The 21,570-nt window shown below is 71.6% G+C and carries 17 protein-coding genes; 11 read left to right on the forward strand and 6 right to left on the reverse strand.

Going from position 1 to position 21,570, the window contains the following annotated elements; genetic code table 11:
* Nucleotides 1–392: 392 nt before the first annotated feature.
* The 4 genes from ACIQWG_RS29875 to ACIQWG_RS29890 are packed head-to-tail and all read left to right on the forward strand — an operon-like array spanning nucleotide 393 to nucleotide 3,837.
* Nucleotides 393–1,010, forward strand: coding sequence for a glutamate-cysteine ligase family protein (locus ACIQWG_RS29875; RefSeq protein WP_404101292.1), 618 nt, complete (start codon nucleotides 393–395; stop codon nucleotides 1,008–1,010).
* A gap of 20 nt (nucleotides 1,011–1,030) precedes the next feature.
* Entirely contained in the window at nucleotides 1,031–2,332 is a 1,302-nt protein-coding gene (pcaC, locus tag ACIQWG_RS29880; RefSeq protein WP_404101294.1) for a 4-carboxymuconolactone decarboxylase, read from the forward strand.
* A gap of 33 nt (nucleotides 2,333–2,365) precedes the next feature.
* Nucleotides 2,366–3,001, forward strand: coding sequence for an MBL fold metallo-hydrolase (locus ACIQWG_RS29885; RefSeq protein WP_404101296.1), 636 nt, complete (start codon nucleotides 2,366–2,368; stop codon nucleotides 2,999–3,001).
* Nucleotides 3,002–3,057: 56 nt separating this feature from the next.
* The gene (locus ACIQWG_RS29890) at nucleotides 3,058–3,837 is read left to right on the forward strand and encodes an exodeoxyribonuclease III (RefSeq protein ID WP_404101298.1); all 780 of its coding nucleotides are present in this window, start codon (nucleotides 3,058–3,060) and stop codon (nucleotides 3,835–3,837) included.
* A gap of 18 nt (nucleotides 3,838–3,855) precedes the next feature.
* Here the strand turns inward: ACIQWG_RS29890 and ACIQWG_RS29895 are convergent, their stop codons facing one another.
* Nucleotides 3,856–5,622 (reverse strand): SGNH/GDSL hydrolase family protein, encoded by a 1,767-nt coding sequence (locus ACIQWG_RS29895; protein ID WP_404101299.1) that lies wholly within the window; start codon nucleotides 5,620–5,622, stop codon nucleotides 3,856–3,858.
* Nucleotides 5,623–5,888: 266 nt separating this feature from the next.
* Between ACIQWG_RS29895 and ACIQWG_RS29900 the strand changes: the two genes are divergently transcribed.
* Nucleotides 5,889–6,320: a DUF6278 family protein gene (locus ACIQWG_RS29900; protein ID WP_404101301.1), complete on the forward strand. Its 432-nt coding sequence runs from the start codon at nucleotides 5,889–5,891 to the stop codon at nucleotides 6,318–6,320.
* A 239-nt stretch (nucleotides 6,321–6,559) separates the two neighbouring features.
* Here the strand turns inward: ACIQWG_RS29900 and ACIQWG_RS29905 are convergent, their stop codons facing one another.
* Together ACIQWG_RS29905 and ACIQWG_RS29910 are read right to left on the reverse strand one after the other, a co-directional pair.
* Nucleotides 6,560–8,128, reverse strand: a complete 1,569-nt coding sequence (locus ACIQWG_RS29905) for a CocE/NonD family hydrolase (protein WP_404101302.1) — start codon at nucleotides 8,126–8,128, stop codon at nucleotides 6,560–6,562.
* A gap of 116 nt (nucleotides 8,129–8,244) precedes the next feature.
* On the reverse strand, nucleotides 8,245–9,009 hold the full coding sequence (locus ACIQWG_RS29910) for a hypothetical protein (protein ID WP_404101303.1): 765 nt from the start codon (nucleotides 9,007–9,009) through the stop codon (nucleotides 8,245–8,247).
* A gap of 115 nt (nucleotides 9,010–9,124) precedes the next feature.
* On the opposite strand from ACIQWG_RS29910, the gene ggt reads away from it, so the two are divergent.
* Nucleotides 9,125–10,924 carry a gamma-glutamyltransferase gene (ggt, locus tag ACIQWG_RS29915; protein WP_404101304.1) on the forward strand — a complete coding sequence of 600 codons (1,800 nt, stop codon included), beginning with the start codon at nucleotides 9,125–9,127 and terminating at the stop codon, nucleotides 10,922–10,924.
* A gap of 4 nt (nucleotides 10,925–10,928) precedes the next feature.
* On the opposite strand, the gene ACIQWG_RS29920 is transcribed toward ggt, so the two are convergent.
* From ACIQWG_RS29920 to map, 3 genes are all read right to left on the reverse strand, one after another.
* Nucleotides 10,929–13,478 carry an ATP-dependent Clp protease ATP-binding subunit gene (locus ACIQWG_RS29920; RefSeq protein WP_404101305.1) on the reverse strand — a complete coding sequence of 850 codons (2,550 nt, stop codon included), beginning with the start codon at nucleotides 13,476–13,478 and terminating at the stop codon, nucleotides 10,929–10,931.
* An 85-nt stretch (nucleotides 13,479–13,563) separates the two neighbouring features.
* Nucleotides 13,564–14,724 (reverse strand): ATP-binding cassette domain-containing protein, encoded by a 1,161-nt coding sequence (locus tag ACIQWG_RS29925; protein WP_404101307.1) that lies wholly within the window; start codon nucleotides 14,722–14,724, stop codon nucleotides 13,564–13,566.
* A gap of 74 nt (nucleotides 14,725–14,798) precedes the next feature.
* Nucleotides 14,799–15,578: a type I methionyl aminopeptidase gene (map, locus tag ACIQWG_RS29930; RefSeq protein ID WP_404101308.1), complete on the reverse strand. Its 780-nt coding sequence runs from the start codon at nucleotides 15,576–15,578 to the stop codon at nucleotides 14,799–14,801.
* Between the two features lie 63 nt (nucleotides 15,579–15,641).
* Between map and ACIQWG_RS29935 the strand changes: the two genes are divergently transcribed.
* The 5 genes from ACIQWG_RS29935 (at nucleotide 15,642) to ACIQWG_RS29955 (ending at nucleotide 21,435) form a co-directional block, all read left to right on the forward strand.
* The gene (locus ACIQWG_RS29935; protein ID WP_404101309.1) at nucleotides 15,642–15,902 is read left to right on the forward strand and encodes a helix-turn-helix domain-containing protein; all 261 of its coding nucleotides are present in this window, start codon (nucleotides 15,642–15,644) and stop codon (nucleotides 15,900–15,902) included.
* 130 nt (nucleotides 15,903–16,032) lie between these two features.
* The gene (locus tag ACIQWG_RS29940) at nucleotides 16,033–17,493 is read left to right on the forward strand and encodes a hypothetical protein (protein ID WP_404101311.1); all 1,461 of its coding nucleotides are present in this window, start codon (nucleotides 16,033–16,035) and stop codon (nucleotides 17,491–17,493) included.
* Between the two features lie 190 nt (nucleotides 17,494–17,683).
* Nucleotides 17,684–18,526 (forward strand): nitrilase-related carbon-nitrogen hydrolase, encoded by an 843-nt coding sequence (locus tag ACIQWG_RS29945; protein WP_404101313.1) that lies wholly within the window; start codon nucleotides 17,684–17,686, stop codon nucleotides 18,524–18,526.
* Entirely contained in the window at nucleotides 18,523–19,806 is a 1,284-nt protein-coding gene (locus ACIQWG_RS29950; protein WP_404101315.1) for an aspartate aminotransferase family protein, read from the forward strand. The genes ACIQWG_RS29945 and ACIQWG_RS29950 overlap by 4 nt, the downstream gene beginning before the upstream one ends.
* A 30-nt stretch (nucleotides 19,807–19,836) precedes the next feature.
* A complete protein-coding gene (locus ACIQWG_RS29955) occupies nucleotides 19,837–21,435 on the forward strand; it encodes a PucR family transcriptional regulator (RefSeq protein ID WP_404101317.1) in 1,599 nt (532 codons plus the stop codon).
* Nucleotides 21,436–21,570: the final 135 nt, after the last annotated feature.

Consider the following 21,570-nt stretch of genomic DNA (forward strand, 5'->3'; position numbering starts at 1 on the left):
AAAGCTCTGAGCTGCTGGAACGCTCAGCACCCAAGGAGCCCCGAAAGCCGCGGGCGCAGGCGACGTCCATCGCTGGGCCTGTCACCGGCTTGATTGCTGCCGCTGCAACCGACTTCAGCCACGGCCGCGGCAGCGCCGCACAGACTGCGGTCGGTTTCCAGGATCGCACAAGAACCCCACTGTCTGCGGACACGTCTGAGCCCGAAGAAACGGCATGAGCCAGCCGAGGGTGAAGTCTCAGGTATACGGACATGGCGTCGCCACACGAGGAGGCGGAAGCGTATGTGCACGGTGTGTGCTTCAAGACCGGCCCGCCCGAGCGGACCGGGGTGGAGACGTAGTGGCTGGTGTAGGACTGCTGCGACCCTGGACTGCCAGTATCCGTTGATCGGTTGAACGCTGCCCTCGCGCGGGTCGACGTCGCGGGCACCTTTCCAGGGGGCAGCAGGATCACCCTTGAGCCGGGTGGGCAGCTGGAGCTGAGTTCTCGTTCGGCCGTGTCCCTCGCCGGGTGTGTCGAGGCGATGGCCACGGATCTCACCGTACTGCGCGAGGCCGTCGAAAGTGCCGGCCTGATACTGGTCGGCACGGGCCTTGACCCGTACCGCGAACCGCCTCGCATACTCGACCATTCCCGCTACCGGGCCATGGAAAAGTTCTTCGATCGCGAGGGCCCCGCGGGCCCCGTCATGATGCGGAGTACCGCCTCCGTCCAGATCAACCCGAACGACGGGGATGAGTCCCACAGTTACTCCGGGTTCCGCTACCGCTGGGAACTTGCCCATCGTGTCGGTCCCGTCCTGGTAGCCGCCTTCGCCAACTCCCCGATATTGGACGGCTGGCACCCGTCTGCGGGTCGACCAGCGTGCTCAGGACTACTACGAGCGCCGGATCAGGGAGGGCAAGACCCGGCGCGAAATCGTCGGATGCCTCGAACGCTGCGCGGCCCGCGAGGTCTTTCACCTGGTCAGACAGCTACAGCCAGCACCCGCTCACAGGGGCTGTCGTGAGACGTGAGAGGGTCTGGGGCGTGAGTGAGACACCCCCGAACACCCTGCAATACCGCTTTGACGGGCCAGAAGAGGCTCCGGTCCTGATCTTGGGTCCCTCACTGGGTACCACCTGGCACATGTGGGACCGCCAGGTCCCCGAGCTGACCCAGCAGTGGCGGGTCTTCCGGTTCGACCTGCCCGGACACGGCGGCGCGCCCGCCTACCCGGCCGGTTCCGTCACCGACCTCGCGACCCGGCTGCTGGCCACCCTCGACAGCCTCGGGGTGCAGCGCTTCGGCTACGCGGGCTGTGCGTTCGGCGGCGCGCTCGGCATCGAACTCGCGCTGCGCCACCCCGAGCGCATCGCCTCGCTCGCGCTGATCGCCGCCTCGCCCCGCTTCGGCACGGCGGACGAGTTCCGCCAGCGGGGCGTGATCGTGCGCACGAACGGCCTCGACCCCATCGCCCGCACCTCGCCCGACCGTTGGTTCACCACCGGGTTCGCCGCCGCCCAGCCCGCGATCACCGAGTGGGCGGTGCAGATGGTGCGCACCACCGACCCCGGCTGCTACATCGCCGCCTGTGAGGCACTCGCCTCCTTCGACGTACGGTCACAGCTCGCCGGCGTCGCCGTGCCCACGCTCGTGCTCGTCGGCTCGGACGACCAGGTCACCGGCCCCGCCGAGGCCCGCACCCTGGTCGCCGGGATACCGGACGCCCGGCTCGCCGTCGTCCCGGGCGCCTCCCACCTGGTCCCGGTCGAGCAGCCCGCCGCCGTCACCGACCTGCTGGTCCGGCACTTCTCCACCGCCTGGCAGCCCGCCTACGACTCCAGCACCGGCCAGATGGCCATCGTGGCCGCCCCCGTCAAGCCGGTCCTGGCCGCCCCGGCGGCGCCGCAGCCCACGCCCGTCGCCGAGATCGCGCCGGCCGTGGCGCCGCCGCGGGGGACGGGACGGCCGGATCCGTACGCCACCGGCATCAAGGTCCGCCGTGAGGTGCTCGGCGACGCGCACGTCGACCGGGCGCTGGCCCAGGCGGACGACTTCTCCGGCGACTTCCAGGAGTTCATCACCCGGTACGCGTGGGGCGAGATCTGGGACAGACCAGGCCTCGACCGGCGCTCCCGCAGCTGTGTGACCCTCACCGCCCTGGTCGCGGGCGGTCATCTCGACGAACTCGCCTTCCACGTCCGCGCCGCCCTGCGCAACGGCCTGACCCCCACCGAGATCAAGGAGGTCCTGCTCCAGGCGGCCGTGTACTGCGGCGTACCGGCGGCCAACAGCGCGTTCAAGGTGGCCCAGAAGGTCATAAGGGAAGAGACCACCCCGCAGGAGTGAGCATCCAGAAGGGCTTCGCGCCACGATGGACCCATGAAGCTCACGAAGAAGTCGCACGCCTGCATCCGGCTGGAGAAGGACGGACAGACGCTCGTCCTGGATCCCGGCGGGTTCAGCGAGCAGGACGCCGCGGTCGGCGCGGACGCGATCCTCGTCACACACGAGCACCCCGACCACTTCGACGAGGCACGGCTGCGGGCGGGCATGGAGGCCAACCCGGCCGCGCACATCTGGACGCTGAAGTCCGTCGCGGAGAAGATCTCGGCGGCCTTCCCCGGCCGGGTGCACACCGTCGGCCACGGTGACACCTTCTCCGCCGCCGGCTTCGACATCCAGGTCCACGGCGAGCTGCACGCGGTCATCCACCCGGACATCCCGCGCATCACCAACGTCGGCTACCTCGTCGACGGCGGACGCGTCTTCCACCCGGGCGACGCCCTCACCGTGCCCGACCACGCCGTGGAGACGCTGATGCTGCCGGTGATGGCCCCCTGGAACAAGATCGCGGAGATCATCGACTACGTCCGCGAGGTCAAGCCGCAGCGCGCCTACGACATCCACGACGCCCTGCTCACCGACCTGGCCCGGCCCATCTACGACCGCCAGATCGGCGGCCTGGGCGGTTCGGAGCACCTGCGTCTGACGCCGGGGGACTCCGCCGAGCTGTGACCGGTCCCACCCCGGCCGGGGCAGGGTTGTCAGTGCCGCCCGGTAGGTTGTGAGACATGCGCATCGCGACCTGGAATGTGAACTCGATCACCGCCCGCCTGCCGAGGCTCCTGGCCTGGCTGGAGAGCAGCGGCACCGATGTGCTGTGCCTCCAGGAGGCCAAGGTCGCCGAGGACGCTTTCCCGTTCGACCCGCTGCGCGACCTCGGCTACGAGGCGGCGGTCCACGCCACCGGCCGGTGGAACGGCGTGGCGGTGCTCTCCCGCGTAGGCCTCAAGGACGTCGTCAAGGGCCTGCCGGGCGACCCCGGCTACGACGGTGTCCAGGAACCCCGCGCCATCTCCGCGACCTGCGGCCCGGTCCGCGTCTGGTCGGTCTACGTGCCCAACGGCCGTGAGGTGGACCACCCCCACTACGCGTACAAGCTCCAGTGGTTCGAGGCCCTCAAGGCCGCCGTCGCCGGCGACGCGGGCGGCAGCCGCCCATTCGCGGTGCTGGGCGACTACAACGTGGCGCCGACGGACGACGACGTCTTCGACGTGGCCGCCTTCGAGGGCCTCACCCATGTCACCCCCGCCGAACGCGCCGCCCTCGCCTCCCTGCGCGAGTCCGGCCTGTCCGACGTGGTCCCGCGCCCCCTCAAGTACGACCACCCGTACACGTACTGGGACTACCGCCAGCTCGCCTTCCCCAAGAACCGCGGCATGCGCATCGACCTGGTGTACGGCAACGAGCCGTTCGCCAAGGCCGTCACCGACTCCTACGTGGACCGCGAGGAGCGCAAGGGCAAGGGCGCGTCGGACCATGCTCCGGTCGTGGTGGACCTGGACGTGTAGGCGGGGCGCCCCGCCTCGTCACGGCACCAGCGTCCGCAGATCCACCGACTCGGCGAGCGCGGCGAGTCCCGTGTCTCCCGGATGCAGATGGTCCCCGCTGTCGTAGGCGGGGAGCATCCGGGAGGGCCGCGCCGGGTCCCGCACCACGGCGTCGAAGTCGAGCACGCCGTCGTACACGCCGGCGCCCCTGATCCAGGCGTTGATCTCCACCCGCTCGGCGTCGGCGACCGCCGTGCACTGGGCTTCCCCTTCGCACGGCAGAATCGTCGCCGCCAGCATCCGCAGGCCCCGCGCGTGCCCCCGGTCCGCGATCTCCCGCAGGCCCGCGATCACCTGCTCCGCGGTCGTGCCCCACCGGGCATCGTTGATGCCCTCGAACACCACGGCCGTCCGCGCCGACGTCTGGGCCAGAACATCCCGGTCGAACCGGTGCAGCGCGCTCACTCCCGCCGTGTCCGTGGAGACCCCGTCGCCGGGATAGCGATCGGAGACCACACGGTTGCCCGAGATCCCCTGGTTGAGCACCCCATAGTGCGGGACCACACTCTGGTTCAGCAGCCGTGTGGCCAGCACATTGGGCCACCGCCGGTTGGCATCCGTCGTGGACTTGTCGCCGTCGGTGATCGAGTCCCCCAGCAACACCACGGATCCCGGCCCACCGCCCACATCGACACCTGTCAGCAGCGGCCAACTGGTCAGCACGGTCGGATAGGCCGAGCCGGCCGCCTCGGCCGTGTGGTCGCCCGGCCCGCTCACATACGACCGCTGCTGCGCGAGCCGGTGCAGCGGCGCCGCCGGCACGGTCCCCGGCAGATGGAAGCTCACCAGCAGGTTGGCGTCCGCGGGCACGACGAAACCGAGCGGGTCGCTGTACGCCTGCGCTCCGGCCGGGATCTCGACGCCCGCCGCGCCCCCGAACCGCACCCGGACCGGCGTCGCCGTCGCCGCCGCGCCGGACTGCTGCACCGCCACCGTGGCGGCGCCGATCCGCACCGGCCCCGCCGCGAAGGTGTTGTCGAACCGCAGCCGCACCCGCGGTCCGCCCACCGAGGTGTGCACCACCAGGCGCAGCGTCCGGTCGGTCCACGGCCCCACGGTCGGCCGGCCGCCCGTCGCGCTCGCCCAACTCCCCGTCCAACCGGTGGCCGGGGCCCGCAGCGACACCGCGAACACATGCATCCCGGACGCCCGCGGCAGCCGCACGGACACGACCGCGCGGCCCGCAGCGATCGGCACGGTCATGACGTACAGCCGTGCCCGTTCGGTGAGTTGGCCATCGGACGTGTTGATGTGCGGCAGCGCGACCGCCTTGGTGGCGAGCGGGCCGGTGCGCCAGTCGGGGGCGGTCAGGCGGTAGGCGGACCGGGTGCCGTCGGCGTACAGCACGGACCCGGCTCCGGCCACGTCCGCACCCGCCGTACCGGCCACCAGGAAGGCCAGCGCGTCGCCGCGGCCGGTCACGCGCACGTCCTGCCCGGCGGCCCGGACGTTGTCCGGCTCACCCGGCTGCCGGTCGGGCCAGGTCAGCCGCGCTCCCTGGACGGTGAGCGCCCGGCCGGGCGTCCAGCCGGCGGCCGTGAGGTCCTGGGCGGACAGGGAGGCGCCGGACCCGTCCAGATCCGCCTCGGCGGGCCGGGCGTCGTCGCTGACGGCCACGTTGTCGAACAGCCGCTCCAACGGGAGCGGCACGGCTCTGCGCTCGGGGGCGGCCTGCGCGGAGCCCCCCGGCACCAGGGCCGCGAAGAGGGCAAGGACGACCGCGGAAATCCACACAGATCGGCGCACGGCCGACTCCTCCCGTTCACGACTGCTCAGGACTGCGTATGGCTGCGCATGACAGGTTCGGGTGAGACTTCGATCGGGAAGCTGGTCGATATGTTCGAACCAGCCTTCATATGAGCCGTTCAGACGAGACGCAGGACGCATCGAGAAAGTAGAGAGGCACCCGTGACCCGTCAACGAGCCATGCCCGAAGTCGGCGTGAACTCGACCGGATTCGACGGCCCGCGCGCCTGTGGTGCGCTCGGCAGTGCGAATGACACGCTGTGCGTATGAAGATCCCTTTTCTGGGCCACCGGCCCGAGAAGCGCGGGGCTCCCGACCCCGAGGGCATCGCCGAACTGCTCTCGGAATGCGAACTCCTGCGTTCCCACGCGTCCCGGGCCGGGATCCAACTCGATGACACCGTGGCCTCGTTGGAGGCCCTGGATCAGATGCTGCCGCGCTGGCGGGACGACGAGGAGAGCCTGCCCTGGCTGGGCAACGACGCCGGGCTGTACCTCGGCACCGTCATCGTGCGCACCGTGCCCGGCGCCGCCTGGGAGTTCTGGCCGGACGGGCAGCCGGTGGTCCGGCTCGCCTCCGGCCGTGAGTTCGATGTCGTGACCTCCGGCCGGGAGTGGGCCGCGAGCGGCGCGCCGGAGCTGTCACAGCTGTACGCGGAGGTCTCCGAGGCCGGAGGTCCTCAGCACGGGTCGGAGTAAGAACCACGTAAATACGGCTTATGTCCGGAAAGTGCGTGTCGCGTATTAAGTCCGCTCCTACCTGGGTAGTTTGCGGCCATCACTACGCCGAAATCCTCGCCGTGTCCGACCTCGACTACGATGTTCCGTCCGTCCCCAGGGACGCTGCTGCCGGGTGGGGATCCCCCCACGGCCCCTGGGGACAGGGGCAGCAGGGGGCAGCAGTCACAGAGCCATACCCGTCCGGCGCCGGCCGGAGATCACTGTTCGCGCAGTGGAATCGACACGTACGACGGGTCGTTCGCCGGCGAGGAGAAGGTCAGCCGCGCGCCGGACGGGTTGTGCTCGATGTAGAGCGGGTCGACCGTGTCGACGACCAGGGCGAGACGGTGCCCAGCCGGGACGTCGTAGGCCGTGGAGTACAGCTCCAGGTCGACGCCGAACGGCTGTCCGGGCGTACGTCCGTGGAAGGTGTACGGCGCGTTGCTGACCAGCTTGCCGAGGCCGAGCGGGCCCACGTCGTACAGATAGGCGACGAGGGTGCCGCTCTCCTCGGTCGGGGTGAGGGTGGTGTGCAACTTCGCGGTGCCGCGCACCTGTTGGGCCGTGGTGTACTTCTCCGACTGCCAAACGCCCGCCCAGCGGCGGGGGATCAGCGGGATCGAGGCCATCGGGGGCAGTTGGGCCACCTGGTCGAGGATGCTGGACAGTAGGACGATGCCGCCGTTGGCCCCCGAGTCGATGTTCGCGCGGATCGTGGTCGAGCCCGCGAGCGCGATCTTCCGGTTCGTCGCGGCGACCGACTTCCAGTCCGGGTAGCCCTCGTAGCCGCCGTCGGTGCGGGACTTGAGGCGGACCGGCAGCTCGCGGTTGACGCCGTTGTCCTCGCCCTTGAGGTAGTGGTCGAACCAGCGTTCGGTGTCCGTCCATACGTCGTTGGGCAGGCCGAACAGTCCGGTCAGCTCCGCGGTGGCGTGGTCGCCGGGACGGAACTCCAGCCGCTTGGGGCCGGTGAGCTTCTCGTAGAAGTCCGCGTACTGATTGGGCGGGAACACCGTGTCGCCCCAGGCGTTGGCCATCATGACGGCGGCACCGCTGTCGTTGAGCCGGTCCACGTAGGTGGCGGCAGAACGTTTCTTCCCCCAGTCGATGATGTCCTGTTCCCGGGACAGGTCGGAGGCGTAGAAGTCGTCGAAGATCTGCCGGAGTTCGGCGCTCTGGCGGCCGGTGATCAGCCCCGCGCCGTCCAGCAGCGCGGCGGCCTGGACGTGCTGGGTGCGGCCGGAGTAGATCGAGCCGATGAGGTCGGCCCAGCCGCTGAGGGCGGCGACGGCCCTGACCCGCTTGTCGTGCGCGGCGGTCAGCAGGCTGATGCCGGCGCCGTACGAGACGCCCGCCATGCCGATGTGCTTCGCGTCGGCCGGGGTGTTGGCCAGCGCCCAGTCGATGACTTTGGACGCGTCGGCTATGTCGGGCGGGCCGGCCACTTCTATCTCGCCGCCCGACTGCCAGAAGCCGCGTACGTTGTAACTGACCACGACATAGCCCGAGTCGGCGAGCTTCTGCGCCTGCGCGAAGTACTCGATCTGGGGCAGACCCCAGCTCGTGGGCATGACAAGCAGCGGGTAGCGGCCGGCGCCGTCGGCACCCTTCGGCGTGACGACGTTCGCCTTGAGGGTGGTGCCGCCGTCGCCGGCGATGTCGACGAAGCGGACGCTGTTCGGGGCCGCCTGTGCGGCGGGGGCGACTCCGAGGACGCCACCGGCGACCAAGGTCGCGGAGACGGCGCCCACGGCGGTCGTACGCAGGGCCTTGCGATGGTGTCCCACGGGTCACTCCTCACTCGTGTCAGTGCAAAGTGACCCGACGGTAACCGCGGCCTCTTACCGCAAGTAACCCGTCGGTAAGTTACGTGCCAGTAACGATTAGTGGAATGTGGCGAACCTCAGGACGCGCGGTGGGAGTTCCGTGTGGTAACAGCCTCGGTCGCGGGCAGCGGGGTCTGTGCGGCACGGGTCACGTCCGCGACGAGTTCGACGACATCCGGGCCGTACGCCTGCGAGTTGACGACCTTCAGCAGCAGGGCGAAGGGCTTGCCGCCGTGCTTGCGGGCCAACCGCTCGTGGTTGCGGGCGAGATAGCGGGTCGCGGCCTGATTGGTGACCGCGCGCTGTCCGCAGAACAGGAACACCGGCCGCGCCTCCTGCCGTTCGCCGGCGGTCAGCCGGGCCAGCAGGACGTACTCCGTGACGCCCGGCTCCATGCGATAGCGCTCGCCGCCGATCTGGAAGGCGCCCCGGTCCGGGCCCGGTTCGGGGTCTATGTTGACGCGCACGCCCGGCAGCATCGCCGCCATGTGGGCCACCATGCGCCGGTTGGAGCCGGGACCGCCGACACAGAACTCGGTGCGCTCGCCGAAGCTCTGCTGGACGTTGTCCTGGGTCACCATCTGCATGTGCGCCCCGCAGTCCTTGATCAGCGCCGCGAGCTCCAGCAGGGCGAACACGTCCAGCCGATGGACCGCCGGTTCGGAGGTGGCCGGGTCGCGGTTGACGACGAGCAGGGACTCCGAGTTCTGCGGCAGCCCCAGGAACGCCTGCTTGCGGCGGAGCCTGCGCTTCCAGAGGTAGGTGCGGGCGAGCCAGCCCAGCCCGGCACTGATGCCCGCCGCGAGCACACCCAGCACGATGTTGCGTACGTCGTCATTCATGGGCGCGCATGGTAGCGGGCGAACGCAAACCGTTGTTCGAGACCGGTCCACACTCTCCTGACGCGGGCATGGCGATCGATTAGGCTGCGCGAACAGCCCTTGACTGGAGGTGCGGATGCGTCGCCCTGTCGCGCGGAAACTGTCGGTCCTGGCGGTCTCGATCGCCGTCGTGTCGGTGGGAGCGGCGGCGCCCCCGGCCACGCCGAGCGGCCCCGCCGAGAAGGTCCCCGTCGCCGTCGGCTACGGAGGCGCCGTCTCCAGCGTCGACGCGGACGCCTCCGCGGCCGGCATCGAGGTACTGCGCAAGGGCGGCAACGCCGTCGACGCGGCCGTCGCCACGGCCGCCGCGCTCGGTGTCACCGAGCCCTACTCCGCCGGCATCGGCGGGGGCGGCTACTTCGTGTACTACGACGCCGAGTCCCGTACCGTGCGCACCCTCGACGGCCGCGAGACCGCGCCGCTGAGCGCCGACTCCGGTCTGTTCACGGAGAACGGCACCGCGATCCCGTTCGCCGAGGCCGTCAGCAGCGGCCTGAGCGTCGGGACCCCCGGCACGCCCGCCACCTGGCAGAAGGCCCTGGACAAGTGGGGCAGCAGAAGCCTGGCGTCGCTGCTGAGGCCCGCCGAGCGCCTCGCTCGCGACGGCTTCACCGTCGACGACACCTTCCGCTCGCAGACCGCGGCCAACGAGACCCGGTTCCGCTACTTCCCGGACACCGCCGAGCTCTTCCTGCCGAACGGCGAACTGCCGGCCGTGGGCTCCACCTTCAAGAACCCCGACCTCGCCCGCACCTACGCGGAACTGGCCCGCAAGGGCGTCGGCACGCTCTACCGGGGCGACCTCGCCGAGGACATCGTCGACACGGTCGAGGACCCGCCCGTGGACCCGGCCTCCGGCTGGAACGCCCGCCCCGGCGACCTCACCGCCAAGGACCTTGCCGCCTACCGGGTCAAGTCCCAGGCGCCCACCAAGACCTCGTACCAGGGTCTCGGCGTCTACTCCATGGCACCCTCCTCGTCCGGCGGCACCACCGTCGGCGAGGCCCTCAACATCCTGGAGAACACGGACCTCTCCCAGGCGAGCGAGGTCCAGTACCTGCACCGCTACATCGAGGCCAGTCGGATCGCGTTCGCGGACCGCGGGCGCTGGGTCGGCGACCCCGCCTTCGAGGACGTACCGACCAAGGAGCTGCTGTCGCAGCGGTACGCCGACTCGCGGGCGTGCCTGATCAAGGACGACGCGGTGCTGAAGAGCCCGGTCGCACCCGGCGACCCGCGCGACCCGGCGCACTGCGACGCGAGCGGCACGGCCGCCCCGACCACCTACGAGGGCGACAGCACCACCCATCTCACCGTCGCCGACAAGTGGGGCAACGTCGTCTCCTACACCCTCACCATCGAGCAGACCGGCGGCAGCGGCATCACGGTCCCGGGCCGGGGCTTCCTGCTCAACAACGAGCTGACGGACTTCTCCTTCACCCCGGCGAACCCCGCCGTCCACGACCCGAACCTGCCCGGGCCGGGCAAGCGACCGCGCTCCTCGATGTCCCCCACCATCGTGCTCGACCGGCACGATAAGCCGGTGGTCGCGCTCGGGTCGCCGGGCGGCGCCACCATCATCACCACCGTGCTCCAGTCGCTGACCGGGTTCCTCGACCGGGGGCTGCCGCTCGTCGACGCCATCGCGGCGCCGCGCGCCAGCCAGCGCAACGCCGCCCAGACCGAGCTGGAACCCGGGCTCTACGACAGCGCGACGAAGACCGAACTGGAGGCCATCGGGCACTCCTTCAAGCTCAACCCGGAGATCGGCGCGGCCACGGGCGTACAGCGGCTGCCCGGCGGCAAGTGGCTCGCCGCCGCCGAGAAGGTACGGCGGGGCGGCGGCTCGGCGATGGTGGTGCGGCCGGCGTCCTGACGCCTCAGAGCTCGGGGGCGGGCGGCAGTTCTTCCGCGCGGAAGTCCAGCCGCCCGTCCGTCACGTCCACGGTGACCCGGCCGCCCTCGCCGATCCGGCCGTCCAGAAGCAGCCGGGACAGCTGGTTGTCGACCTCCCGCTGGATGGTGCGGCGCAGCGGACGGGCGCCGTACTCGGGCTGGTAGCCGCGCTCGGAGAGCCAGTCGACGGCCGCGCCGGTGAACTCGACCGCGACGCCCTGGGCGTGCAGCAGCCGGCGGGTCTTGTCCAGCAGCAGGTTGGTGATCCGCCGCAGCTGCTCGGGAGTGAGCTGGCGGAAGACGACGATCTCGTCGATACGGTTGAGGAACTCCGGCCGGAAGTGCTGGCGCAGCGGCCGCAGGATCCGCTCGCTGCGCGCGTCTTCCTCGGCCTCTTCGTCACCCGAGCCGAACCCGATCCCGGCGCCGCCCCGGCTGATCGCCTCCGAACCGAGGTTGCTGGTCATCACGACGACCGCGTTGGTGAAGTCGACCGTCCGGCCCTGCGAGTCGGTCAGCCGGCCGTCGTCCAGGACCTGGAGCAGGATGTTGAAGACGTCCGGGTGGGCCTTCTCGATCTCGTCGAGCAGCAGCAGTGAGTACGGATGCCGGCGCACCACCTCGGTGAGCTGCCCCGCCTCCTCGTGACCGACGTACCCGGGCGGGGCCCCGATCAGGCGGCTGACCGTGTGCCGTTCCTGGTACTCGCTCATGTCGAGGCGGACCATCCGCTCCTCGCTGCCGAACAGCGCCTCGGCCAGCGCCCGTGCCAGCTCGGTCTTGCCGACGCCGGTCGGGCCGAGGAAGAGGAAGCTGCCGATCGGCCGGTCGGGGCTGGCCAGTCCGGCCCGCGAGCGCAGCACCGCGTCGGCGACCACGCGCACCGCCTCGTCCTGCCCGACGACCCGTTCGTGCAGATGCTCCTCCAGACCGAGCAGCCGGTCCTTCTCCTCCTCGGTGAGGCTGCTCACCGGGATACCGGTCTGCCGGGACACGACCTCCGCGATGGCTTCGGCGGTCACCTCCAGGTCCATGCCCTCGTCGATCTCCCCGTCACCGGACTCCGCGACGCGCTTCTTCAACTCGACGATGCGGTCGCGCAGTTGCATCGCCTGCTCGTACTGTTCGTCGGCGACGGCCTGGTCCTTGTCCCGGGTCAGCTGCTCGACCTCGCGCTCCATGGCCCGTACGTCCGTGCCTTTGGTCCGCGCGCGCAGCCGCACCCGGGCGCCCGCCTGGTCGATCAGGTCGATCGCCTTGTCCGGCAGCCGGCGGTCCGTGAGATAGCGGTCGGACAGCTCCACGGCGGCCACCAGCGCCTCGTCGCTGTAGCGGACCTGGTGGTGGGCCTCGTAGCGGTCGCGCAGACCGCGCAGGATCTCGATCGCGTCCGCGGCGGTCGGCTCGGGGACCAGGATCGGCTGGAAGCGGCGGGAGAGCGCCGCGTCCTTCTCGATCCTGCGATACTCCTCCAGCGTCGTCGCGCCCACGATGTGCAGTTCGCCGCGGGCGAGGGCCGGCTTGAGGATGTTCCCGGCGTCCAGGGAGCCGCCCTCGCCGCCGCCTCCGGCGCCCACGACGGTGTGCAGTTCGTCGATGAAGACGATCAGCCGGTCGGAGTTCGCGCGGATCTCGTCCACGATGTTGGTGAGCCGCTCCTCGAAGTCGCCCCGGTAGCGGGTACCGGCGACCACGCCGGTCAGGTCCAGCGCGATGACCCGCCGGCCGCTGAGCACGTCCGGCACGTCACCGTCGGCGATCCGCTGGGCCAGGCCCTCCACGATCGCGGTCTTTCCGACGCCGGCGTCGCCGATCAGCACCGGGTTGTTCTTGCCGCGCCGGGAGAGCACCTCGACGGTCTGCTCGATCTCCTCGTCCCGGCCGATCACCGGGTCGATACGGCCCTGGCGGGCGAGGCCGGTGAGGTCGCGGCCGTACTTGTCGAGGGTGGGCGTACCGGTGTCGACGCGCGGGCGCTGGTCGGTGTGGTCCCCGGGGCGGCCCCCGTCCGGGGCCTCGGGCGGCATGCCGGAGGGGGCGAAGCGGGCCGCGTTGAGGATGTGTCCCGCCGCCGAGTCGGGGTTCGAGGCGAGCGCGCTGAGCACATGCTCCGGGCCGATGTAGCCGGTACCCCGGGCGCGGGCCAGGTCGTGCGCGTCCAGCAGGGCGCGCTTGGCGGCCGGGGTGAGGGACAGCGAGGTCGGCGGCGGGCCTTCGCCCGGCGGGTGCTGGCTCGGCCCCGAGCGCTCGTCGATCTCGGTCGCCAGGGAGTCCGGATCCGCGCCGGCCCGGGTGAGCAGACTCCGGGTCGGCTCGGCGGACAGCGCGGCGCGCAGCAGATGCTGGGTGTCCAGGTCCCGGCTGCCGTGCTCGGCGGCGTACTGGGCGGCGCCCCGCACCAGTTCCCGGGCCGGCTGGCTGAGCAGCCGCCCGATGTCGATCTGCCGGGGACCGGGACGGGGTCCGCCGAAGAAGCGGGCGAGGAATTCGCCGAAGGGGTCGTAGTCTTCGGGGCCACTGAAGCCGCTGGTCATGGCGTTCCCATCCGGCTTCCCTGCGCGGGCAGGGTCGCCCTCGCTGATCGACATGCCGGAGTCGGGTAACCCGGTTCGGGCTCGCTCATGCCACGATGGCACGTTCTGGCCCGGGGGGCATGTGCAGGAACGCCTCAGCCGTGCCTCCGAGGGCCGCCGTGGTCCGCGGGCGGCCCGCCGCCGGGGCGCAGCATCTGGCTCGTGGCCAGTTCGCGGTAGAGGGGGTCGCGGGCCAGTAGCTGCTCGTGGCTTCCGCAGGCGGGGCTACGGCCCTGCTGGAGGACGACGTGTGGTCGGCGTGCCGCACGGTGGACCGGCGGTGGGCGATGACCAGCAGGGCGCACTCCCGGGCGACGTCCTTCATCACCGTGGTCAGCGCGGCTTCGTTGATCGCGTCGAGGCGCGAGGTGGGTTCGTCCAGGAGCAGCAGCGCGGGGCGGGCGAGCAAGGTGCGGGCCAGGGCGACGCGTTGACGTTCGCCGCCCGAGAGGGTGCTGCCGCGCTCGCCGACGACGCTGTCCAGACCGCCGGGCAGCCGGTCGACGAGCTCCTCCAGTCCGGTCAGTGAGAGGACGCGGCTGATTTCCGAGTCCGGGGCGTCGGGCACGGCGTAGGTGATGTTCTCCCGCAGCGTGCCGTGGACGACATGGGTGTTCTGGTCCACCCTCGCGATGCGCCGGCGACGGGGGTCACGGCCGAGTTCGGCGGCGGTCCGGCCGTCGAACCGGACGGCTCCCGCGTCCGGTTCGTAGAACCCCGCGACCAGCGCGAAGACGGTGCTCTTGCCTGCTCCCGAGGGACCCACGAGGGCGACCTGCCGGCGGTGGGGGACGGCGAAGGACACGCCGGACAGCACCGGCCGGTCCGGGTCGTAGCCGAACCGGACGTCGTGCACGGCGAGCGCGGGCCGACCGGCGGGGGCGGACGGTGCGGGCCCGGAGCGGCCCGGTCGCGCGACCGGCGGCCCGGTGCGTTCCACGGGCAGGCGCAGCGCCTGGTCGATCCGCCGGTGGGCGCCCATGCCGCGCTGGACCAGGCTCACCGCGTGGAACACCGAGGACAGCGGCAGGACGAGGTAGGAGGCGTACAGCAGGAAAGCGACGAGGTCCCCGAGGGATCCGGCGTGACCTCCGACGCGCAGGCCCCCGACGACCAGGACGACGAGGAAGGAGCCCTGGACGGCGATGCGCTTGTGCGAAGAATCGTTCCCGGCTGGAAGCCGTCCGCGGTCGCGGCAGGCGGGCACCGAACCCGGGGCGGGCGCCGCCGGGGCGCACAGCGCGGTCGGCGGTGCGCATCTGTCCCGGCGGCGGTGAGAGGTCAGAGGGCTTCCTCCCGGGCGGTGAGAACACGCGGTCCCGCGTCGGTGATCGCCACCGTGTGTTCCGTGTGGGCCGCGCGGGAGCCGTCGTTGGTGCACAGGGTCCAGCCGTCCGGGGCCACGTGGTAGGCGTCCTCGCCGCCCGCGATGAGCATCGGCTCGATGGCGAGCACCATGCCGTGCCACAGCCGCAGGCCACGGCCCGGACGGCCCTCGTTCGGGACCGGTGGGTCCTCGTGCATCCTGCGGCCGATGCCGTGCCCGCCGAAGTCGTCCATGATGCCGTAGCCGCCCGCCCGGCACACCGAGCCGATCGCGTGCGCGATGTCGCCGATGCGGTTGCCGACCACGGCCGCCCCGATGCCCGCCGCCAGCGCCCGTTCCGCCGTCGCGACGAGGCGTACGTCCGCCGGGCGCGCCGTGCCGACGACGAAGCTGATCGCCGAGTCACCCGCCCAGCCGCCCAGTTCGGCTCCGCAGTCGATGGACACGAGGTCGCCGTCGCGCAGGCGGTAGCCGGTCGGGATGCCGTGCACGATCGCGTCGTTCACCGAGGCGCAGATCACGGCGGGGAACGGGGTGGAGGCGAAGGAGGGGCGGTAGCCGAGGAACGGGGACGTCGCCCCGGCCCCGCTCAGCACCTCGCGCGCCACCTCGTCCAGCTCCCGCAGGGAAACCCCCACGTCCGCCGCCTTGCGCACGGCCGTGAGGGCCTGCGCCACGACCTGCCCCGCCTCGTACATCGCATCGATCGACGTGTCCGTCTTCAACTCCACCATGCCAATTACTATACCGGTATTTAAATGGGGGGCGGCCATCGGGGGCGGTATTAGAATGGGGTCATGGTGCGCACCCCTCTCACCCCTGAAGAGCGTGAACGCGGCGAGCGGCTCGGCCGGCTGCTCCGCGAGGCGCGCGGCGGCCGCAGCATGGCGGAGGTCGCGGCGAGCGCCGGCATCTCCGCCGAGACGCTGCGCAAGATCGAGACCGGCCGGGCGCCGACCCCGGCCTTCTTCACGGTGTCCGCGCTGGCGGACGCCCTCGGGCTGTCGATGGACGAACTGGCCGGGCGGTGCACGCCGGTGGTCGAAGCCGCCGCCTGAGGAGTGCGCACGTCACTTTGAGGCAGCCGCGGCGTACTCTGCGTTCAGTCGGAAAACTCCCCGTAGCGCGCCCGTAACACGGCTGGTGTTGCCTGACGGACCGGAGTGCTCCGGTCTGGCGGGAGTTGAGATGTCAGTGGATCAACTCCCGGCTCGGGTACGGGAGTTCGTGAACTACCTGAACGGCCTCGTGGCGCGCCTGGATCAGGGCGCCGGCTGGTGCGGGGTGTTCTGGCAGCGTGACCCGGAGGGCATGCGGGCCTGCCTCGACGGACGGGAAGTCCCGCCCTGGGACGTGGTGGAGTCCCTGCTCCACGATCTCGCCGGCCAGTACGGCCCCGGCGGCACCGGCCCCGAGACCGAACGCGCCCGCGCTCTGCACACCGGCGCCCTCGCCGCGTACGACGCCCTCCCCGGCGGCCGGGACGCCCTCGGCGACCGGCTCGAGGTGATGCTCCGCGAGCAGCGGTACGCGGCCGAACGGCAGGCGGAACTGGGCCGGTTGCTCACCGCCGCCACCGACCGGGAGCAGGCCGACGCCCTCCGCGTCGACCTCGCCTGGGCCCGCGACGACCACGAACGCGCGACCGCGCGATGCGCCGAACTCCGCTCCCGGACGGCCGACCTGGACCGTCGTGCGGCAGCCGCGCGGGCGCCGGTGATCCGGCCGGAGGGGACGGGGCAGGCGTCCGGCCGACGCCTCGACGACGACCGGTTCCGGGACGACCCGTTCGCGGGTGCCGGATCAGGAGTCGCGGGCGGTGCGCGGCCGAGCGAGGCCCGGTCGGACGGTCACCCTTCCCCCGACCCCGACCCCGATCCCGCCCCTGCCCCCACCACGAAACCGCGCAAGCGCCGCCGAGGCAGTGCCCGCTTCGCCGGCATCGTCGAGGAGGAGGCCGCCCCCGTCGTCGTACCACCGACCGCCGAGCCCGTCCTTCCGGACCTCCCCGCCCAGGCCGGCACCACGCGGCGCACCCCGCGCGGGGCCCGGTTCGCCGGGGCCGCCGACGAGGCGTCCGCGACCCCGGAAGCGCGGTCGCCCGCTCCGGCCCTGGACCCCCGGGACCGGCAGGAGGTCGTCGGCACGGTCGAGACGCTGGTGCGACTGCGGGCGCAGGGGCGCAGCGGCGAGGCGCACGCGCTGCTCGTCGAGGCCGCGCACTGGCCCGCCGTACGGCTCCCGCTGCTCGCCGCCGAGACACAGCGCGCCGGGCTCGGAGCCGACTGGGCGACCCTGTTGTGGGAGGCCGCCTCGCTGCCCGCCGAGCGGCTCGTCGCCGCCGCCGACGCACTGACCGCCGCGGGACGCGCCGAGGACGGGGAGCAGATCCTGCGCCAGGGCGTGCTGCGGCCCGCGCACGAGATCGGGCAGGCCGTGCTGGGGCTGGCCGGCGAGGGGCGCGGCCGCGAGGTCCGGGCGCTGCTGGACGCGTACGTGCGCGTGCGCACCCCGGAGGAGGCCGCCCGCAGCGCGGAGCCCGACCCGAAGCGGCTCGTTCCCCTGCTGCTGGCGGCCGCCCAGGGTGCCTCGGACGAGTGCCTCTGGGACCTCGTCCACGCCCTGCGGGTCGCGGGCTTCACGACCTGACCCCGCCTAGGATCACCCGTCACACCCCTCCCACCGGCCCCATCCATCACCCACAGGAGGGTGAAACCTGATCGACTCAGCGGGTTAACGACGATGGTCTTGGCAAGGCTGTCCCAGGGGCTTACTTTCGAGCCTCTACGGCCCCCCTCTACGGGCGTAGAGGCTCTGACGTCCCTCGAAGGAGCAGCTCATGGCCAACGTCGTACGCGCCGCTCTGGTCCAGGCCACCTGGACCGGCGACACCGAGTCCATGGTGGCGAAACACGAGGAGCACGCTCGCGAGGCGGCCCGGCAGGGCGCCAGGATCATCGGCTTCCAGGAAGTCTTCAACGCTCCCTACTTCTGCCAGGTCCAGGAGCCCGAGCACTACCGCTGGGCAGAGCCGGTGCCCGACGGGCCCACCACACGTCGTATGCAGGACCTGGCCCGCGAGACCGGCATGGTGATCGTCGTGCCCGTCTTCGAGGTCGAGCAGTCGGGCTTCTACTACAACACCGCCGCCGTGATCGACTCCGACGGCACCTTCCTCGGCAAGTACCGCAAGCACCACATCCCGCAGGTGAAAGGCTTCTGGGAGAAGTACTACTTCAAGCCCGGCAACGTCGGCTGGCCCGTCTTCGACACCGCCGTCGGGAAAGTGGGCGTCTACATCTGCTACGACCGCCACTTCCCGGAGGGCTGGCGGCAACTGGGTCTCAACGGCGCCCAGTTGGTCTACAACCCGTCGGCCACCCACCGCGGGCTGTCCTCCTACCTCTGGCGTCTGGAGCAGCCGGCCGCCGCCGTGGCCAACGAGTACTTCATCGCCGCGATCAACCGGGTCGGCGTCGAGGAGTACGGCGACAACGACTTCTACGGGACGAGCTACTTCGTCGATCCCCGTGGGCAGGTTGTCGGGGACATCGCCAGCGACAAGAGTGAGGAGCTCGTCGTGCGCGACCTCGACTTCGACCTGATCGACGAAGTGCGCCGGCAGTGGGCCTTCTACCGCGACCGCCGCCCCGACGCCTACGAAGGACTGGTGAAGCCGTGACCAAGGACCTGATGGGACGCCATCGAGCCGTCATGCCCGACTGGCTGGCCCTGTACTACGAGGAGCCGCTGGAGATCACCCACGGCGAGGGCCGGCACGTCTGGGACGCCTCCGGCAACAGATACCTCGACTTCTTCGGCGGCATCCTCACCACGATGACCGCGCACGCGCTGCCCGAGATCACCAAGGCGGTCGGCGAACAGGCCGGACGGATCATCCACTCCTCCACCCTGTACCTCAACCGTCCGATGGTCGAACTCGCCGAGCGCATCGCCCAGTTGAGCGGCATCCCGGACGCCCGCGTCTTCTTCACCACCTCCGGCACCGAGGCCAACGACACCGCGCTGCTGCTCGCGACCACGTACCGGCAGAGCAACACGGTCCTGGCGATGCGCAACAGCTACCACGGCCGCTCCTTCAGCTCGGTCGGCATCACCGGCAACCGCGGCTGGTCGCCCACCTCGCTGTCGCCGCTCCAGACGCTGTACGTCCACGGCGGAGTACGCACCCGCGGCCCGTACGCCTCGCTGAGCGACGAGGACTTCATCGCCGCCTGTGTCGACGACCTGAAGGACCTCCTCGGCCACACCCGCCCACCGGCCGCGCTGATCGCCGAGCCCGTGCAGGGCGTCGGCGGCTTCACCTCGGGCCCGGACGGGCTGTACGCCGCCTTCCGCGAGGTGCTCGCCGAGCGCGGGATCCTGTGGATCGCCGACGAGGTGCAGACCGGCTGGGGCCGCACCGGAGACCACTTCTGGGGCTGGCAGGCGCACGGCCGGTCCGGCCCGCCGGACATGCTGACCTTCGCCAAGGGCATCGGCAACGGCATGTCCATCGGCGGGGTCGTCGCCCGCGCCGAGATCATGAACTGCCTCGACTCCAACAGCATCTCGACCTTCGGCGGCACCCAGATCACCATGGCGGCCGGCCTCGCCAACCTCTCCTACCTGCTGGAGCACGACCTCCAGGGCAACGCCCGACGGGTCGGCGGACTGCTCCTGGAGCGGCTGCGCGCCGTCGCCGCGCAGGTCCCGCACGTACGGGAGGTGCGCGGCCGGGGCCTGATGCTGGGCATCGAGCTCACCCGGCCCGGCACCGACGAGGCGGACCCCGCCGCAGCGTCCGCCGTACTGGAGGCGGCCCGCGACGGCGGCCTGCTCATCGGCAAGGGCGGCGGCCACGACACCACGTCCCTGCGGATCGCGCCGCCCCTGTCCCTGACCGTCGCGGAGGCCGAGGAGGGCGCCGCGATCCTGGAGAGCGCTCTGAGGAGCATCTAGTACCGCCGGAGCAGAGCAAGGGAAATCGCCATGACCACCACCTCGGAGCCCCTGGAACCCGCGCTGTCGGTCCGGCAGATCCTCACCCTGGAACGGGTGCTGGCCGGGGAGCCCGAGGTGGTGGCCGGCGCCGGCCAGCTCGACCGGACGGTGCGCTGGGTGCATGTCGCCGAGGCACCGGACGTCGGGGTGATGCTCAGCGGCGGCGAGATGGTGCTCACCACCGGGGTGCTGCTCGCCGGGGACGAGGACAAGCAGGCCGAGTACATCCGGTCCCTGCACCGGGCCGAGGCGGCGGCCGTCGTCCTGGGCCTCGGCCGGGCCTTCCCCGCTCCGCCGGAGGTGATGCGCCGGGCGGCCGAGCGATGCGGGCTGCCCATGGTCGTGCTGCACCGGCCGTTCCCCTTCGCCGAGCTGACCGAGGAGGTGCAGTCCCGGCTCGTACGGCGGAAGTTCGCCGCCGTCAGCCTCTCGGAGACGGTGCGGACCGCGCTCACCGCCCTCATCACCGCGGGCGCCCCGTTGCAGAGCCTGCTCGACGAGGTCGCCTCGCACAGCGCGTGCCCCGTCGTCGTCACCAACCTCGCCCACCGCGTCCTCGCCACGGCGGGGGAGCGGCCGGCGGTGGACGACGTGCTGCGCGACTGGGAACGCATCGCCCGGCAGGCATGGGGGCACGACCCAGGCCGTTCAGGCACCGGGGGAGCCAGCGAGGGCGACGGCTGGATCCGCGCCGAACTCGGCGGACGCGGGGAGCGCTGGGGCCAGATCACGCTGTGCGGCCACCGCGGCGACACCGCCACCGGACGGCTGCTCGCCGAGCGGGCCGCCGAGGCCCTGGTCCTGCACCGCATGCTCGGCGGGAACTCCGCGCACAGCTGGGAGGAGCAGTCCGCGCAGAGCCTGCTGACCGACCTCGTCAGCGGGGTCGTACCGGCGCGGCAACTGCTGCCCCGCGCCCGTGCCGCCGGACTTCCCGTCAACCGGCGCACCTTCGTGCCGCTGGTCGTGCGGGACGGCGAGGCGGCGCAACTGGAGCGCGTGCTGCGGATGCTGGGGCTGTCCGGGATCGTCGCCGAACTCGCCCACGGGGTCACCGCGGTGCTGCTCAGCCTCGCCCGGGACCAGGACGCCGCCGTGCTCGCCGCCAACTTCGCGTGCCGGGTGCGTTCGGAGGCGGGGGCCGACCGGACCGTCGTGGCCGCCGCGGACGCCCGTACCGCCTGGGACGACGTGCCCGCCGGGCTGCGCGAGGCCCAGCACGTCGCGGACGCCGTCGCCGACTCCTCGGCCGTCCTGGACCTCCCGGCCGTCGTACGCCTCAGGGACGTACACCTGCGCGGCCTGATCCGCCTCCTGCGCGACGACCCGCATGTGCAGTCGTTCGCGGAGCGGGAGCTGGACGGACTGCTGTGCGCGGCGGACGACGACATGCTGTCCGTGCTGCGGACGTACCTCGCGACCGGCCGGAACAAGTCCCGCACCGCCCAGCTCCACCATGTCTCGCGGCCCGCGCTCTACCGCCGCCTGGAGGCGATACAGACGCGGCTCGGCGTCGACCTCGACGACTTCGAACAGGCCGCATCCGTACACATCGCACTCCTCGCGCACGACGCGCAACAGAGCTGAAACCTGCCACGACCTGGGAAAACGGCGGTGAAACATGGGACCACGACAGGGTGACACCGTGGCACGCCGCACGCCCGCAGACGTGACACGTTGCAACTCAACCCGACGTTGTGGACTTCCTAGGCTCCTCGCACA

The sequence above is a fragment of the Streptomyces sp. NPDC098781 genome (assembly GCF_044759995.1).
Lineage (GTDB): Bacteria > Actinomycetota > Actinomycetes > Streptomycetales > Streptomycetaceae > Streptomyces.

Excerpts from the sequence above, each read along its gene's own strand:
- ACIQWG_RS29955 (WP_404101317.1), top strand. The coding sequence starts at position 19,837 with ATGACCACCACCTCGGAGCCCCTGGAACCCGCGCTGTCGGTCCGGCAG.
- map (WP_404101308.1), bottom strand. The coding sequence starts at position 15,578 with ATGGTGGAGTTGAAGACGGACACGTCGATCGATGCGATGTACGAGGCG.
- ACIQWG_RS29945 (WP_404101313.1), top strand. The coding sequence starts at position 17,684 with ATGGCCAACGTCGTACGCGCCGCTCTGGTCCAGGCCACCTGGACCGGC.
- ACIQWG_RS29920 (WP_404101305.1), bottom strand. The coding sequence starts at position 13,478 with ATGACCAGCGGCTTCAGTGGCCCCGAAGACTACGACCCCTTCGGCGAA.
- ACIQWG_RS29910 (WP_404101303.1), bottom strand. The coding sequence starts at position 9,009 with ATGAATGACGACGTACGCAACATCGTGCTGGGTGTGCTCGCGGCGGGC.
- ACIQWG_RS29940 (WP_404101311.1), top strand. The coding sequence starts at position 16,033 with ATGTCAGTGGATCAACTCCCGGCTCGGGTACGGGAGTTCGTGAACTAC.
- ACIQWG_RS29935 (WP_404101309.1), top strand. The coding sequence starts at position 15,642 with ATGGTGCGCACCCCTCTCACCCCTGAAGAGCGTGAACGCGGCGAGCGG.
- ACIQWG_RS29890 (WP_404101298.1), top strand. The coding sequence starts at position 3,058 with ATGCGCATCGCGACCTGGAATGTGAACTCGATCACCGCCCGCCTGCCG.
- ACIQWG_RS29900 (WP_404101301.1), top strand. The coding sequence starts at position 5,889 with ATGAAGATCCCTTTTCTGGGCCACCGGCCCGAGAAGCGCGGGGCTCCC.
- ggt (WP_404101304.1), top strand. The coding sequence starts at position 9,125 with ATGCGTCGCCCTGTCGCGCGGAAACTGTCGGTCCTGGCGGTCTCGATC.
- ACIQWG_RS29885 (WP_404101296.1), top strand. The coding sequence starts at position 2,366 with ATGAAGCTCACGAAGAAGTCGCACGCCTGCATCCGGCTGGAGAAGGAC.